The following is a 16456-nucleotide window of genomic DNA, read 5'->3' as shown; positions in this document are numbered from 1 at the left end:
TCGGGGGCCCGCCGCGGCTTCCGCGCGGAGCGTGGCACGTGCCTCCGGGCGCCCGTCGCCGCGTGCACGCTGTCGCGGGGGCTGTCACGGGCACGGGTCGCCTCACCGCGTGACGCGGGGGAAGAGACGTTCGACGGCGGCGACCAGGGCGGCGCGGCGAGCGGCGAGGGACGGATCCGCCGCCTGTTCCGCCGCTACGGCGCCGATCTCGGTCTGGGCCGCCCAGGTGGTGGCGATCTGGTTGACCAGGGCGAGGACGTCGACCGGGTCCCACTCCGGAGCGAGCTGCCCCGCCCGCTGTGCCTCGCGCAACTGGTCGATCTTGCGGGCGACGGTCTCCCGGATGGTTTCGGCGCCGGACGGGGCGTCGGTGTCGGCGAGTTCGAGGCGCCCCCAGGTGATCAGACGGTGGTGGTCGGGGCGGGTGACGGTGAAGTGGTCGAACATGCGACCCGCGTAGCCCGGCAGATCGGCCGGGTCCATGCGGGTGGCCTCCGCGACCCGGATCAGTTCGCGCAGGGAGACATGGGCGTAGAGCGCCTCCTTGCCTCGGAAGTACGCGTAGACGCGTTCCTTGCTGGTATTGGCCTGCTTGGCGATGCGGTCCACCCGGGCACCGGCGATTCCGTGGCGGGCGAACTCGTCCGTGGCGGCGGCGACGATCCGCTCACGGGTGGAGTCGGCACTGTCCGGAGCGGCGGGCTCGGAGGTCGAGTCGGTCGAGGTCGAACGAGGCATACGGCCAGGATAAGGGGCCGAACTGTTTGGTTTGGAATTATGGCGACCGAGGTCTAGGCTCAAACCAAACAGTTCGGTTTGGATCGCTGCCGGGCTGGCACTCATGTCTGGAGAAAACTCATGCAGCACCGCGACCTCGGCTCCCAGGGCCTGCGCGTCTCCGCGCTCGGCCTCGGCACCATGGGAATGACCGTCGCCTACGGCTCCTCGAACGACGACGAGAGCACCGCCACCATCCGCCGCGCCCATGAACTCGGCATCGACTTCTTCGACACCGCCGAGTTGTACGGCCTCGGCACCGGCAGCAACGAGATCCTGCTCGGCAACGCCGTGAGGGGCTTCCGCGACGAGGTGGTCCTGGCCACCAAGTTCGGCTTCGACATGACCGCGCAGCAGATCGGCGCCGGCTTCGACAGCCGCCCGGAGAACATCCGCAAGGTCGCCGAGAACAGCCTGCGCTATCTCCGGACCGACTACATCGACCTCTTCTACCAGCACGCGGCCGACCCCGACGTGCCGGCCGACGAGGTCGCGGGCGTGGTCGGCGAGCTGATCGCCGAGGGCAAGGTGAAGTACTTCGGTCTGAGCAACGTCGGCCCGCAGTACATCCGCCGTGCCCACGCCGTCACCCCGGTCACGGCCCTGCAGTCCGAGTACTCGCTCTTCGAACGGGGAGTGGAGGAGAAGATCCTGCCGGTCGTGCGGGAGCTGGGCATCGGCCTGGTGCCGTACTCCCCGCTGGGCCGCGGCTTCCTGACCGGCGTGGTCAAGCCCGCCGCCGAGTACTCGGCGGACGACATGCGCAGCTGGGACGAGCGCTGGCAGGGCGACAACTTCACGTACAACCTGAACGCCACCGAGCAGCTCCAGAAGCTCGCCGCGGCCAAGGGCATCACCGCCGCCCAGCTCGCGCTGGCCTGGCTGCTCGCCCAGGGCGACGACGTGGTCCCGATCCCCGGCACCCGCAACGCCGACCGCCTGGCGGAGAACGCCGCCGCGGCCGACGTCGAACTCACCGACGCCGACCTCGAGCAGATCAGGCAGATCCTTCCCCAGGGGTCGGCGGGAAGCCGGTACCCGGCCGCCATGCTGGCCACGATGTCGACCGACTGACTCCGAGTCGAACCTGCCGGAGGGGCGTTCGGCCGTCAGTGTTTCCGACGCCCCTCAGCGGATCCCGACACAGCCTCGTCACGGCGGCGAATCCCGCGTGGACGAGACGATCCGACGGGGAGTCAGCGCACCGTCATGGCTACGGCCGCGGTGATGCCGACGGTGAGGATGATGACGCGCAGCGCGGTCGGAGGCAGCCTGCGGCCCAGTCGGGCGCCGAGCACTCCGCCCAGTGTCGAGCCGACGGCGATCAGACCGGCAACGGTCCAGTCGATGTCGGTCGCCGTCAGGAACACGAGGGCGGCGACACTGTTGACGATCGCCGCGAGCACGGTCTTGGTGGCGTTGAGCCGCCGCAGGCTGTCGTGCAGGAAGCTGCCGAGCAGGCCTATCAGCAGGACACCTTGGGCGGCGCCGAAATAGCCTCCGTAGACGCCCGTCGCCGCTACACCCAGCCATACCGCCGGGCCGCCGTTCTCTCGGTCGGAGGGCTTCTCGCGCAGTCGGCGGTTGAGGCGGGGCTGGAGAAGGATCAGCACACAGGCGGCCAGGATGAGCAGCGGCACCACCGACTCGAAGGCGTCGGCCGGGAGTTCCAGCAGCAACAGCGCCCCCAGCAGTCCGCCGGTGGCCGAGGCGAGACCGAGGCGGACCAGACGGCGCCGTTGGCCCTCGAGCTCGCGGCGATAGCCGTAGGCGGCACTCAGGACGCCGGGGATGAGGCCGAGGTTGTTCGACACGTTGGCCAGGACGGGCGGGTATCCGAAGGCGAGCAGGGTCGGGAAGGTGATGAGAGTCCCCGAACCGACCACCGCATTGAGGGCCCCAGCCGCTATGGCGGCCACCGTGATGGCCACGGCCTGCCAGATGTCCACGCCTCGTCCTTCCATCCGTTCGGCCTGAAGTATGCGCCCCCAGTCAGCCAAAATGGCTCAACATCCGATGTATTGAGAGATCCGCTCCCTTCTCTGCCGTCTACTCCGGGAAAAACTGCGTGAGTTGACGCTGTAGCCCTATAGACATCCCATCTATGTCGCGGCAAAGATGACGTGTTCCTCGGAGGACTCGAAGAGGTTCCACTTCCCCTGTGTCGACACCCATGGCTGGGAGATCTTGCCGTGCCCCATGCGTCCCACCCGCAGCGTAGAAGCGTCCTGAAGTTCGGTGGCGCCCTCGCCTTCGCGCCCCTGATCACTCAGCCGGCCGGCGGCACCCCTGCGGGGCCGGCCTTCGCCGCCGCTTCGGCCGCTTCGGCCGCGTCGGCGGCAGGCCGGTGGCCGACCCTCTCGCGCAAGGCGCTGAAGTACTCGGTCCCCGCGCTGGACTGGCAGTCCCAGGCCCTGCCGATCGGCAACGGCCGTCTCGGCGCCATGCTGTTCGCCGACCCCGACCAGGAGCGCATCCAGTTCAACGAGCAGAGTCTGTGGGGCGGGGTCAACAACTACGACAACGCGCTCGCGGGCAAGCCCGACAGTGACTTCGACACCGGTATGACCGGCTTCGGCTCGTACCTGAACTTCGGCGACGTCGTCGTCACGTTCGCCGACCGTGCGAAGGTCACCGCTCCCGGTGGGCCGTACCGCACCTCCGGATCGGAGGGCGTGGAGATGTCGTACGACGGCAGCGCGAGCACCAAGTGGTGCATCGACGGGCCCGGTTCGAGGGTGCAATGGCAGGTCGAGCTTCCCGAGCCCGTCGCGGTCGCCTCCTACCGTCTGACGAGCGCCAACGATGTGCCGCAGCGCGACCCGCAGGAGTGGACCCTGTCCGGTTCCGCCGACGGCGCCGACTGGACCGCGCTGGACAGCCGGACCTTGGCGGCGCCCTTCGAGAGCCGTTTCCAGACGAAGGAGTTCACCTGCGCCACCAGCGGGTCGTACCGCTTCTACCGGTTCGACTTCGTCCCCAAGGCAGGCGTCAGCCACTTCCAGGTGAGCGAGATCGGTCTGACCGGCGTCGACCTCGGCGGCGGCGCGCTGTACCTGTCGTCGCCGAGCGGGCACTCCGAGGGATCGCGGGCCGGGGCCGGATCCCGGGCCACTGACATCTCCTCCTCGGCGGACAGCGATCCGGCCACCGTCTGGCGGGTCGCCGACGCCGCACCCGCCGTCGTCTGGCAGGCCGACCTGCCCCGCGCGGTCGCCGTCACCTCGTACACGCTGACTGCCGCCCCGGACCGTCCGCAGGACGACCCACGCCAATGGACGCTCGACGCGTCGCAGGACGGGCAGGCCTGGGTGACGCTCGACACGCAGAACCCCGGCGCGCCCTTCGCCGGCCGCGGTGAGAGCCGGACGTTCCGCATCACCAACAGCACCGCCTACCGCGCCTACCGGCTCACGTTCACTCCCGGCGAGGCGTCCACCGGTTTCCAGATCGCCGAAGTCGTACTGGAAGGCAGGGGGTTCGACACGCGAACGCAGCGCACGTTCGTCGACTACCAGCGCTCCCTGGACTTCCAAAAGGGCGTCCATGTCACCCGCTTCGGGACGCCGGGGCGGCGCGTCCGGCGGGAGGCCTTCGCCAGCCGGTCCGCAGACGTCATCGTCTTCCGGTACACGTCGGACACCGAAAAGGGACTCTCCGGCGCCATCTCCCTGACATCCGCACAACAGGGTGCTCCGACGGCCGTCGACGCCGACGCCCGGCGGATCGCCTTCAGCGGAGTCATGGGCAACGGCCTCAAGCACGCGTGCACCGTCCAGGTCGTGGACACCGACGGCGACTTCCGCGCCGACGGACCGGCCCTCCGGTTCAGCGGCTGCACAAGCCTGACCCTGCTGCTCGACGCCCGCACCGACTACAGGCTCGACGCCGCCGCCGGATGGCGCGGCACCGATCCCGAACCGGTCATCGCCAGGACACTCGACAAGGCGAGCGCCCAGTCCTACCGGAAACTGCGCGAGAAGCACACCGCAGAGACACGTGCGCTCATGAACCGCGTCTCCGTCGACTGGGGCACATCCGACGACGCCGTCATCGCCCTGCCCACCGACTCCCGGCTCGCGCGCTACGCGTCGGGTGCGGAGGACCCGACCCTCGAACAGGCGATGTTCGACTACGGCCGATACCTGCTGATCAGTTCCTCGCGCCCGGGCGGCCTGCCCGCCAACCTCCAGGGCCTGTGGAACGACAGCAACTCACCGGCCTGGGCCTCCGACTACCACACCAACATCAACATCCAGATGAACTACTGGGGCGCCGAGACGACGAACCTGCCGGAGTCCCACGAAGCACTCGTCGAGTTCATCAAGCAGGTGGCGGTGCCCAGCCGCGTGGCGACCCGCAACGCCTTCGGAAAGGACACACGCGGCTGGACCGCCCGCACCAGCCAGAGCATCTTCGGCGGCAATTCGTGGGAGTGGAACACCGTCGCGAGCGCCTGGTACGCACAACACCTCTACGAACACTGGGCGTTCACCCAGGACAAGAAATACCTCCGTACCGTCGCGTATCCGATGATCAAGGAGATCTGCGAGTTCTGGGAGGACCACCTCAAGGAGCGCGAGGACGGACTGCTCGTCGCGCCGAACGGCTGGTCCCCCGAGCACGGGCCGCGCGAGGACGGCGTCATGTACGACCAGCAGATCATCTGGGACCTGTTCCAGAACTACCTCGACTGCGAGGCGGTGCTCAGGACCGATCCCGCCTACCGCGCCAGGGTCGCGGACATGCAGGAACGACTCGCGCCGAACAAGATCGGCAAGTGGGGCCAGTTGCAGGAGTGGCAGGAGGACATCGACAGCCCGACCGACATCCATCGCCATACCTCACACCTCTTCGCGGTCTACCCGGGTCGCCAGATCACACCGAAGACACCCGACTTCGCGGCCGCCGCCCTCGTCTCGCTCAAGGCCCGGTGCGGCGAGAAGGAAGGTGTTCCGTTCACGGCCGCGACGGTGTCGGGTGACAGTCGCCGCTCGTGGACCTGGCCCTGGCGGGCGGCCCTCTTCGCCCGCCTCGGCGACGGGCAACGCGCCCAGATCATGCTGCGCGGACTGCTGACGTACAACACGCTGCCCAACCTGTTCTGCAACCACCCGCCCTTCCAGATGGACGGCAACTTCGGCATCTCCGGCGCCGTGACCGAGATGCTCCTGCAGAGCCACGACGACGTCGTCCACCTGCTGCCGGCCCTGCCCGACGCCTGGAAGGCCAAGGGTTCCTTCACTGGGCTCCGCGCCCGCGGCGGCTACGAGGTCAGCTGTGCATGGCGGGACGGGAAGGTCACGTCCTACAGGATCGTCGCAGACCGGGCGCGGAAGAGAGGGGACATCACCGTGCGGGTGAACGGCGTGGACAGGAAGGTGAAGCCGATCAAGTCCTGACGGCGGCAAAGGGGAGGCAGGCGGCAGCCACGGGGTCATGACGCCTCGCGGCGGCGGTTTCCTGGTGGGCGCCGGCGTCTGTTGTGCTGTCGTTCAGCGGGCCGTTCCTGATCCGCTCGTGGCCTCTGGAGCCGCGTCGAGGGTCCAGGACGGCCGGTCCGCGTCGGGTCTTCCGTCCGCCAGCCGCCGTCCTCGCGTTCGGGGCGCAGCCGCCATACGGCCAGCAGTCCGGTGACGGCGAGCAGTGCGGCTGTCACCAGGAACGCGGCCCGGTACCCGGCTTCCACGGTGGCGGCGGTGTCGACGATCCGGCCGACGGTCAGGGGTGACAGCACTCCGGCGAGGGCGTAGACGAAGGCCAGTGCGCCGAGCACGGCGCCGCGCTGGGGTGCGGGTGTGATCCGGGCGCAGGCGGTCTGGGCCACGGTCATGATGACGTTGGCCAGCGCCATGGGGCCGAGCATCAGCAGCACCTTGAGCCAGACGGCGTCGGTGAGGGCGAACAGGGCCACCGCGCCGGCGGCCAGGCACATCAGCGCTCCGGTGCCCGCGCCGAGTGGTGGCCGGGTCCTGCGACGGGCCAGCAGTCCGTGGCCCACCAGGACCACGCCGTTGGCCAGTGCCGCGAGGGTCACCACGGTTCCGGCCTGGTGCAGGCTCAGACCGGCGACCTCCTCCAGATAGTCCGGCATCCAGGTCAGGCCGGCGCTGAGCATCCAGTACGCGGCGAACGCGCCGAGTGCCGCGCTGAGCCAGGTGCCCGACAGCAGGATGCGCCGGTAGGGGACGAGGACCGTGCCCGCGTCTTTGCTCTCCGGCGAGCCCGGCGAGCCCGGCGCGTACGGGCCCTCGGCGCCGCGCAGAGCCCAGTACCCGGCCCACACCAGGCCCGACAGCCCGACCACGCCGAAGGCCCACCGCCAGCCGAAGCGGTCGATGACCAGGGTGAGCGTGGGCGCGGCGACAGCCACCCCGGCGGCGGCGCCGGTCAGCAGCACGGCGGTGGGCAGGGTGCGCTCGCGCTGCTCGAACCAGCCGTGCAGATGATGGGTGGCCAATGGTGTGGCCGGTCCCTCGGCGGCTCCGAGCAGTACACGGGTGGCCACCAGCGTGCCGAATCCGGCCGCCGACCACAGCATCGGCAGTTGGGCGGCCGCCCACAGCAGTGCCAGGACGAGCAGCAGCACGGTCGTCGGGACCTTCCGCGTCAGGTACGACATCGCCAGAGCCGACACGCTGAACAGGGCGAAGAAGGCCGCCGAGGCTGTGCCGAACTCCTCGCGGGTCAGCCCGAGATCGTCCATGATCGGCTGCGCGGCCAGGCCCATCACGGCCTTGTCGGCGAAGTTGACCAGCATGAAGCCGAGCAGGGCCCAGGTCGTGCGCCAGGCCGTGGTGTGCTGTGTCATAGGGGGACGAGGCTCCTTCGCGCAGTCGTGTCACCGCCGTGACGCCGATCCTGCAGGCCGCAGGCCCATGAGGACACCCCTGGGCATCACAGTCGTACGAGCCCACTACTGTGACGGATCACAATCAGCGGTGAGGTGGGCCATGACGCATGACGAACACTCCGAACCGGCGTCCGACGGCCGCCCGCAGCAACTGTCCCCCGCAGCGGCGGCGCTCGCCGCCCGCTGCGAGTCGCAGGTCAACGAGCTCGCCCGGCGCATGGCCCGAGGCGTGTTCGAGCAACTGAGCGGCTATGCCGAGCTGCCGGGTGACGTCAAGGACGTGGAGATCGCCGCGACGGCTCGGCACGCCGTACGACTGTTCCTGCGCGGCGCCGCCGAGGCGTCCGAGTGGGACTCGCTGGAGTACTTCCAGGAACGCGCCGCCCAGCGCGCCGAGGAGGGCATGCCGCTCCACCTTCTGCTGCGCACCTACACCCTGGGCGCACGGGAACTGTGGCGGGCCCTGCGAGAGGTGGCCGGTCCCGGCGAGCAACAGGCCCTGGCCGAGCTGACCGAGGCGCTGTTCACGGCCGCGGACCGAGTCGTGGGCGCCGTGGCGGAGAGCTACCTCGATGAGCAGGTCGCCCTCGCCGCCGAACGCCACGAGCAGCGCCGCACGCTCGCCCGGGCCCTGCTGGACGGCAGGCCGGTCATCGGCGCGCCCATGCCGGACGGATCTGTGCTGGTCCTGTGCCTGCGTTTCGGCACTTCGGGGGTCATGGGCCGGCCTTCCCCCGTCACCGTCCGGCGACGGCTTCGGCGCGTTCAGGGGGCGTTCGACCGCGCCTTCGGCACGGAGGTGCTCGCCGTGCTCGACGGTGACGGCGGGCATGTCGTCGTACCGGGAGTGACCGAACCACCCGGTCGGCTGAGGGAGTTGCTGCGTGAGACGGCAGGACCGGAGCTACGGCTGGCAGCCGCTGTCGCGACGACGGTCGGCGACATCCCGCGCGCCGCACGACTGACCTCCGAGGTGATCAGGGTCGCGGCCGCCTGCGGTGTGCGGCCCGGAGTGCACCGGCTCGAGGACGTGCTGCTGGAGTACCACCTCTCCCGCCCGAGTGAGGGCAGCGCCCGCATTGTCGCCATGCTCGCCCCCCTCGCCGACCGCCCCGAGCTCGTCGAGACCCTGCGCACCCACCTGGAACAGCGTCAGGACCGCCGGGCCACCGCCCGCCTGCTCAACCTGCACCCCAACTCCGTGGACAACCGGCTCGCCCGGATCCAGGACCTGACCGGGCTGGACCTCGCCGACCCCCGGGATGTGGCCCTGGCGCTCGCGGCCCTGCTGCTGCGTGACGCCGACCCCGGTGTCACGGAGTGACGAGGGCGAAGTCCGGGTCGGGTGACTCCAGCAGGGAGCCGAACATGATCAGAACGTGGGCGTCGCCGTCGAGTGCCACGGCCCCGCCCATGATCTCGTCGGCGAAGGTCGTCGCCCCGCCGAGGACCGCGTTCAGGGTGGTGCGGGCCAGCCGCAGTACCACGGCGGGCCGCTCGCCGCGCGGGGCGTCCCCGCGCATCGGGGTGAGCGCCCCGTTGGACAGCAGCAGCGTCCACACCTCGCCGGTGTCGGTGAACTCCCAGCGCAGCAGCAGGCGTCCGGCCTCGGCCGCGCGAGGCCCGTCGATGCGTACGGCCATGGACTGGAAGACCTGCTCGGCGGTCAGTGCGGCCAGGACATCGGGCGCGTTGGGCGTCGGCGTCCCGAGGATGCCGTCGCGCAGCTCGGCGGCGCCCATCAGGTAGAAGTTGCGCCACGGCCCGGACTCGGAGCCGTGCCCGAGCCGCTCGAAGGTGTCGGCCTGCAAGGCGCGAGCCTCGTGATGCCCGGGTTCGGCGAACAGGACATGGGCGAGCACCTCCGCGACCCACCGAAGGTCCCCGGCCTCGTACGACGCGCGCGCCTTGGCGACCACCGCGTCCGCTCCGCCCATGAACTCCACGTACCGTACGGCGGCTTCGGTGGGCGGGTGCTGCCACAGGTGGGCCGGGTTGCCGTCGAACCAGCCCATGTAGCGCTGGTAGACGGCCTTGGCGTTGTGGCTGAGCGTGCCGTAGTAGCCGCGCGCGTGCCACGCACGGGCGAGCGCGGGCGGGAAGGACAGTTCCTCGGCGATCTCGGCCCCGGTGTACCCGGAGTTGATCAGCCGGACGGACTGGTCGTGCAGATAGGCGTAGGCGTCGCGCTGCTCCTCCAGGAAGCGGATCGCGCGCTCCTGGCCCCAGATGGGCCAGTGGTGGGAGGCGAAGACAACGCGGGTGTCGTCGGCGAACAGCCGTACCGTCTCCGTCAGATACCGCGCCCAGGCGCTGGGGTCGCGCACCAGCGCCCCGCGCAGGGTGAGCACGTTGTGCAGGGTGTGGCAGGCGTTCTCCGCGACGCACAGCACCCCCAGATCGGGGAAGTGGAAGTTCATCTCCGCCGGAGCCTCCGTGCCCGGCGTGAGCTGGAAGACCATCCGTACCCCGTCGACGGTCTCCACCTGCCCGGTACGGGTGATGTCGACCGTCGGCGCGATCAGGCCGACGCTGCCGGTCGACGTCGTCTGCCCGAGCCCGCAGCCGATCTGCCCGGCCGGCCCCTTCGGCAGCGCGGCCCCGTACATGTAACCCGACCTGCGGGCCATCGCCGTTCCGGTGAAGACGTTCTCGGCGGCGGCATGCTCCAGGAACCCGGACGGGGCGAGGACCGGCACCCGCCCGGCCGCGACCTCGGCCGGATCGACGACGCCGCGGACACCGCCGAAGTGGTCGACATGCGAGTGGGTGTAGATCACTCCCGTCACGGGCCGCTCGCCGCGGTGCTCCCGGTACAGCGCCAGGGCGGCAGCGGCCACCTCGGCGCTGATCAGCGGGTCGATGACGACGACACCGCGCTCGCCCTCCACAAAGGTCACGTTCGACAGGTCCAGGCCGCGCACCTGGTAGATCCCCGGCACGACCTCGTACAGCCCCTGCCGCGCCACGAGCCCGCTCTGCCGCCACAGCGAGGGATGCGCGGTCGGCGGACACTCCCCGTCCAGGAATCCGTACGCGTCCGCGTCCCACACGACCCGGCCGTCCGCGGCCCGCACTACGCCGGGCTCCAGCCGGGCGATGAACCCCCGGTCAGCGTCGGCGAAGTCCCGTTCGTCGTCCCAGGCCAGGCCACCGCCCCAGGGCTCGTGCGCGCTGCCGGTCATGGTCGTCTCGCTGCTCGTCATGGTCATCGATCCTCACAGTCCCGGGCGGACGGTGCCTGATGACACATCACAGAAAATCCGCTGACGCGTCACAACGAGCAGCGGGTACGGCAGGCGGAAGATCCACTCTCAAGAGATCCTACGTGTAGGGGTTTTCGGAGGGTGAAAGTGATCTCCAGGCTTGGTGTGACCCTTGGAAATGCCAGCTTGCTGTGCTGTTTTGCTTGAATCTCGTCTCAGCTATAGACGCGGCCACCCTCGTGCTCCTATAAATCCATCCGATGTCTTCTTCGGGGCAGCGCGGAGCGCGGCCGCCACGTCGGCATGCCGTTCCTGACGTCCTGTCACCCCTCCGCTCGACACACTCGACACATGGAGCCGCACCATGTCCTCCGACTCCCTCAGCAGACGCTCTGTGATGAAGGCCGCCGCCCTTGCCGGAGGAGTCGCGGCCTTCGGCCTGCCGCAGGTCCTGTGGCCCTCCACCGCCGAGGCGTACACCGTCCCCTCGAAGATGGACTGGTGGTACCAGGCGAGGTTCGGGATGTTCATCCACTTCGGGTCGTACTCGTACCTCGGCCAGGGCGAGTGGGCGTTCGACAACCAGCAGTGGAGCAAGGCGGACTACCAGACCCGGGTCACCCAGAACTTCGCCCCGACCCGGTTCAACGCCGCCACCATCGCCGAACTGGCCAAGAACGCCGGCATGAAGTACCTCGTGATCACCGCGAAGCACCACGAGGGCTTCGCGATGTGGGATTCCAACGTGCCCGGCTTCACCGACACCACGGGCACCAAGCCGTACAACCTGCACGACTACACCGGCGTCCAGAACGACCTGCTCATGGACCTCAAGACAGAGTGCGAGAGCCGTGGCATCAAGTTCTGCCTGTACTACTCGATCCTCGACTGGAACCACCCGTCCCAGACGGACCGTCACGAGGGCGGTCTCACCACGATGTCCTCGCAGACGGCCCGCACCGCCTACATCGCCGACCTGAAGGCGCAGCTGCAGGAACTGCTGGACCGCTACGACCCGGCCCTGCTGTGGTTCGACGGTGACTGGTTCGACGAGCCCGCCGGCCCCACCCTGGAGGACTGGTGGCTGACGTCGGACGGCAAGGACCTCTACGACTGGCTGATCGCCCGCAAGCCCGGCCTCATCGTCAACGAGCGGGTCAAGCGGGACCACGGCCTGGGAGACTACGCGGTCGCGGAGTTCGGGGTGCCCAGCACGCCGATGGGCCGGCCCTGGGAGCGGTGCGCCACCATGAACGGCGCCTGGGGTTACGACGCGTCGAAGGAGAACTCCTACAGATCGGTCACGGACATCGTTCGGGAGCTCGTGACGGTCGTCTCCCGGGACGGCAACCACCTGCTGAACATCGGCCCCAAGGGCGACGGTTCGGTCAGCGCGGGAACCCAGACCGTCCTGACCGGCCTGGCCTCGTGGATGTCGACGTACAGCGACAGCATTCACGGCACCAGCGGCAGCCCGTTCGCCGCGGACCCCGCCTGGGGGACGGTCACCAAGAAGAACGGCAAGCTCTTCGCCCACGTCTTCACCTGGCCCACGAACGGGCAGTTGCGAATCCCGGCGATCGACAACACGGTCAGCCGCGTCTACCTGCTGAACAACCCCTCGGTCTCGCTCCCGTACACGGTCACCGACCAGATCAATGTCACCGTCCCAGCCGCCGCGCCGAACGCCATCGACTCCGTGGTGTGCGTCGAGGTGCAGGGCATGCCCGTGCGGGTCTCGGCGACGGTGTTCCAGAACGTCAACTACGACGGTGCCCGGGCCGTCCTGCAGCTGGGCGGCTACACCTCCTCCCAGCTGTCCGCCGCAGGCCTGGGACCTGCCATGATCTCCTCCCTCCTGGTGCCCGACGGCTACCAGGTGACGGGCTACTCCGGTGACAACTTCACCGGCACCGCCTGGACGTTCACCTCGAACACGCCGGACCTCCGGGTGACCGGCAACAACGACGTCGTCGCCTCGCTGAAGGTGACGTTCAGGCCCGACAAATACCTCCGCCTGGCCAACGTCACGAACCACCTGGTGCTGGACAGCGGCGGCAATGTCGCGAGCGGTTCGAACCTGAAGCAGTGGGATTCGGTAAACAACGCCAATCTCCAGTGGCAGGCCATCGAACTCGGGAACGGCTACTACAGGCTCGTCAACCGCACCAACGGCATGGTCGCCGACGGCTGGGGCGCCACCGCCAACGGCGACCCGGCCCGGCAGAAGGCCTGGGACGGCGGCAACACCCAGCAATGGCAGATAGTCCACCGAGGCCAAGGCCAGTACTCCATCGCCAACCGCAGCACGGGCCTGGTCCTGGACGGCGGAGGAATGGTCGCCGCAGGGGCCGTGACCAAGCAGTGGACGTGGCAGCAGAGCACCAACCTGCTGTGGACGATCAGCCCAGTCAGCTGACTGGTGCCACCCCGGGGGGCACGCCTGGGTTGTGCGTCGGCGGGCGCTTACGAGCCGGTAGGCGCCCGCAGTGGCACGGGCAGTGCGAGATCGCGCGAGACAATACCGGCGCGCTGAGGGCCTCACCTCGCGATGGCGCAAGCTCCCGCTCGGGAGATCGCTGCGATCGCGGATGCCCGGCCGGCGGCGTGCCGGGCGAGGAGAAGGGGCGGGCAGGTGCCCCAAACGGCCGGTAGCTGCGCAAGCGGCTCAAGAGCACAGCTTCGCGGTCACATCAGATGCGGCGGTGCTGAAGGGAGCGCCGCCGGACAGCAGGTTGCCGTTGTCAGGCCGACTGGCCTACGAAGCCGCTGGCGGCTCCTCGCCTGCTGCCACCGAATCTTCGGGGCCGCGAAATCGCCGCCACGCATCGCGCGCTCGTCCGGCGGAATCGATTACGTCGGGGACCTGGTCCAGTAGCCCCTTCAAGGCGAAGAGCACCACCGAGAGCACGCCTGTGATGGCGAGAACTAAAAGGATCGCCGCACCGTCCACCGATCCATACCTTCCCTGTCCTGGGCCGGATCGGGTGCGTAGCAGCCTCGATCAACCCCCGTGTAGGCAACTATGCTTTGACGCTTCAGATCTGATGGACCGTCTGGTACTTGTCCAAGATTTCGTGTGCCTGACCGGCCATCCGGTTCTCAGCGCGGGCGCGGGCGATCTCCGCGATTTCCTTGGGCGAGAACCCCAGCTTGCGCAGGGCGTTCAGGGCAATGCTGACCACGTCCACCATCTCGCGCGCGGCAGCCTCGCGGTCGCCAGCGGCCAGGTGAACCCTGAGCTCGTCGAACTGGATCTGGATTGCTTGCTCGAAGTGGGAGATCGGCTTACGGCTGATCTCGTCCTGCGCTTCGACCCAGGCGTCCCAGACCCCCTGAAACGGCCCCAACTCATCCGACATCCCGCGACCTCCCAGTGTCTGCCGTGCGCCTTTGCCAACTCCTAAGGTGCCCCAGTAGCAGGGGGCATGAAGTGAGCACACAGCAGCCAGCGGCTGCACGGCGACCCTTCTGTGTAATGGTACACAGAGATCTGTGGGTGTCTACTGGCTCGAGGATGCAAGTCTGCGCAATCCATCAAGGTCAAGCACGGTGATCTCCTGCCGCCCCGTAGCGACCAGCCCTTGCTTACGGAGATTCCGCAGTACGAGGGCTACCGCTTCGCGGGAGGCGCCAACTCGGCTTGCCAGATCCTGTTGGGACAGCGCCACATCGATCTCCCAGCGCCCGTCAACTTCCTGGCCGGCCTCCACGACCAGGCCAAGCAGCATGCGTGCGAAACGGTGTGTGACGTCGAGACGGGCGAGCGAAGCCCGCTCGTCGTCCGACTCGCGTCGGCGCAGGATGGCGCTTCGATACATTTGGGGCCAGAGATGGTACTTGTCAACGAGCTGGACGAGATCTTCAGCCGTGACGTCCAGGCCTACGACGCTGCTGACCGCTTTGACGGTGGCTGATCGTGGCTCACCCGTCAAAGCGCCCTCGTCACCCATCAACTCGCCAGGTCCGCGGACAGCCAGCAGCACTTCAGAGCCGTCTTCGGCCTCCTGCATTACCGCGACATTCCCTTCCTGAAGGATCAGGATGGAACGGGAGGGCTGCCCCTCCCAGAAGATGACGTGCTTCGCGGGGAACTGGACCCTGACTCCCAGCGCTTCCAGTTCCTGTCGCTGCTCTGTTGTCATCGCCGCGATCACGTCACTAGTCATGCCGGTGAGTGTAGTTCTGCGCAGAGGAATGTTCCGAAATACCCAATGCTGAGATCAGTGCCCGCGTCGGGCATGGCCTGCCGCCGACAGGGCTCCGGCGACCGCGTGCCAGGCGGCGCACCATGATGCCGGCCATCGCCCAGCGGATTGTCGTCTCGGAGCGGGCGAGGCGATGGTGGGCGGTGATCGAGGGAAAATGTGCGCTCGACTGCCCACCGCTTCGGTGGCATCTGCAAGCCCAGCTGACCGGGGTCTTCGCGGACGATCTCCAGCTCGCGGCCGAGCATCGTGGCGGTCCAGTCGACGAAACGTTCGGCAGAGCGCTGATCTGTCCATATCTTCTGACGTGCGGGTGGCCGAATCGGTCCACACCGGCGATCCACGGCCGCCGTCGCGCTCCTGGACGCTCGCCGCGACCACGTGCACGGCCAGTAATAGACCGAGGGTGTCGGTGACGATCAACCCTCTCGGGCGCGCCGCTGCCGTTCGTCGGCCTTGCACGCGGGGGCCTGTTCCCTGAAGCACAGGCCCCCGCGTAGCAGAGATTCAGACTCGGTCGGCGGCGATGAGGAGGTACTGGAAGGAGCCGTCCTTGTACGAGTTGATGAACGCGTCCTCGATTCCCGTGACCAGCGAAGACGTTGCCCGCAGCTCCCAGTAGGGCAGGGTGTCGGGCGTGAGATCGATGACCGACTGGGGGACCAGGCGATTGTCGGCCATGGCACGCAGGTACTCCCTGCGCGAGTGGATGTTGCACTCGAAGTGCGCGTTGATCTGTGAGACCCACTTCGAAGGCTGGCCGTAACGGGGGTTCCAGCAGCCGGTGATGGTCACATAGCGGCCGCCGACCTCGAGGATGCGGGAGTGTTCCGCGAAGAGGTCCTGCAGGTCGACGTACATGCTGGACTCGTTGTTCCACGAGGCCGCGGCCTGACCGGTCTCGAAGGGTGTGGAGAGCATGTTGCAGACCCGGGCGCGGACATGGTCCTGGATACGGAGTTCCCGGGCACGCCGGTTGGCGAAGTCGGCCTGCTTGGCCGACAGCGTGACCCCTTCGACCTTGCATCCGAAGCGTCGGTGCGCCATCACCATCGACCCACCGCGCCCGCAGCCGGCGTCCACGAGAGTGTCGTCGCTCCCGATGTCGCCGAGGTGCCCCAGGAGGAGATCCGCCTGCGCCGACTCCAGGCGGTGGAGCTCGGCGATCAGCTTCTTCTCGCTCTCGCTGTCCTCGGCGTCGCCGAGCGCGGAGTGGTCGACCTCGCCGATGCCGTAGTGGTGGTGGTAGAGACCGTCGACATCGCCGAGACGCAGGTTGACGGGCCTGGCCTCCCCGTCCCAGTAGCGGGCGATGTCTCCCTGGTAGGGAGACGCCGGGCCGGGGATACGCACAGGAGCGTCGGTGGCGGTGAGTTCGGTGCTGGTCGTGCTGCTCACAGAGGAATCCATTC

The 16456-nt window shown here is 68.6% G+C and carries 11 protein-coding genes; 4 read left to right on the top strand and 7 right to left on the bottom strand.

Annotated elements, in window-relative coordinates; genetic code table 11:
* Positions 1 to 102: 102 nt before the first annotated feature.
* On the bottom strand, positions 103 to 738 hold the full coding sequence (locus PV396_RS11915; protein WP_319203442.1) for a TetR family transcriptional regulator: 636 nt from the start codon (positions 736 to 738) through the stop codon (positions 103 to 105).
* Between the two features lie 120 nt (positions 739 to 858).
* Here PV396_RS11915 and PV396_RS11910 point away from each other — a divergent pair, with 120 nt between their 5' ends.
* On the top strand, positions 859 to 1851 hold the full coding sequence (locus PV396_RS11910) for an aldo/keto reductase (protein WP_319203440.1): 993 nt from the start codon (positions 859 to 861) through the stop codon (positions 1849 to 1851).
* Between the two features lie 122 nt (positions 1852 to 1973).
* Here PV396_RS11910 and PV396_RS11905 read toward each other — a convergent pair whose 3' ends face one another.
* Entirely contained in the window at positions 1974 to 2726 is a 753-nt protein-coding gene (locus PV396_RS11905) for a sulfite exporter TauE/SafE family protein (protein ID WP_319203438.1), read from the bottom strand.
* Between the two features lie 243 nt (positions 2727 to 2969).
* Between PV396_RS11905 and PV396_RS11900 the strand changes: the two genes are divergently transcribed.
* Positions 2970 to 6179 carry a glycosyl hydrolase family 95 catalytic domain-containing protein gene (locus PV396_RS11900; protein WP_319203436.1) on the top strand — a complete coding sequence of 1070 codons (3210 nt, stop codon included), beginning with the start codon at positions 2970 to 2972 and terminating at the stop codon, positions 6177 to 6179.
* 35 nt (positions 6180 to 6214) lie between these two features.
* On the opposite strand, the gene PV396_RS11895 is transcribed toward PV396_RS11900, so the two are convergent.
* Positions 6215 to 7588, bottom strand: a complete 1374-nt coding sequence (locus PV396_RS11895) for an MFS transporter (RefSeq protein WP_319203434.1) — start codon at positions 7586 to 7588, stop codon at positions 6215 to 6217.
* Between the two features lie 142 nt (positions 7589 to 7730).
* On the opposite strand from PV396_RS11895, the gene PV396_RS11890 reads away from it, so the two are divergent.
* Complete coding sequence (locus tag PV396_RS11890; RefSeq protein ID WP_319203432.1) at positions 7731 to 8954, top strand: helix-turn-helix domain-containing protein; 1224 nt, start codon at positions 7731 to 7733, stop codon at positions 8952 to 8954.
* On the opposite strand, the gene PV396_RS11885 is transcribed toward PV396_RS11890, so the two are convergent.
* Positions 8944 to 10815: an alkyl/aryl-sulfatase gene (locus PV396_RS11885; RefSeq protein ID WP_319204078.1), complete on the bottom strand. Its 1872-nt coding sequence runs from the start codon at positions 10813 to 10815 to the stop codon at positions 8944 to 8946. The two genes, PV396_RS11890 and PV396_RS11885, sit on opposite strands and share 11 nt — an antisense overlap.
* Before the next feature lie 385 nt (positions 10816 to 11200).
* Between PV396_RS11885 and PV396_RS11880 the strand changes: the two genes are divergently transcribed.
* On the top strand, positions 11201 to 13255 hold the full coding sequence (locus tag PV396_RS11880) for an alpha-L-fucosidase (RefSeq protein ID WP_319203430.1): 2055 nt from the start codon (positions 11201 to 11203) through the stop codon (positions 13253 to 13255).
* 619 nt (positions 13256 to 13874) lie between these two features.
* Here the strand turns inward: PV396_RS11880 and PV396_RS11875 are convergent.
* From PV396_RS11875 to PV396_RS11865, 3 genes are all read right to left on the bottom strand, one after another.
* Complete coding sequence (locus PV396_RS11875) at positions 13875 to 14198, bottom strand: hypothetical protein (RefSeq protein WP_319203428.1); 324 nt, start codon at positions 14196 to 14198, stop codon at positions 13875 to 13877.
* 141 nt (positions 14199 to 14339) lie between these two features.
* Positions 14340 to 15005 (bottom strand): Crp/Fnr family transcriptional regulator, encoded by a 666-nt coding sequence (locus PV396_RS11870; protein WP_319203426.1) that lies wholly within the window; start codon positions 15003 to 15005, stop codon positions 14340 to 14342.
* 546 nt (positions 15006 to 15551) lie between these two features.
* Positions 15552 to 16454 carry a geranyl diphosphate 2-C-methyltransferase gene (locus PV396_RS11865; protein ID WP_319203424.1) on the bottom strand — a complete coding sequence of 301 codons (903 nt, stop codon included), beginning with the start codon at positions 16452 to 16454 and terminating at the stop codon, positions 15552 to 15554.
* Positions 16455 to 16456: the final 2 nt, after the last annotated feature.

The sequence above is a fragment of the Streptomyces sp. ME02-8801-2C genome (genome assembly GCF_033793965.1).
In the GTDB taxonomy this organism is placed as follows: Bacteria; Actinomycetota; Actinomycetes; order Streptomycetales; family Streptomycetaceae; genus Streptomyces.
The sequence above is the reverse complement of the archived record's forward strand: the minus strand, read 5'-3'. Positions and strand labels throughout refer to the sequence as shown.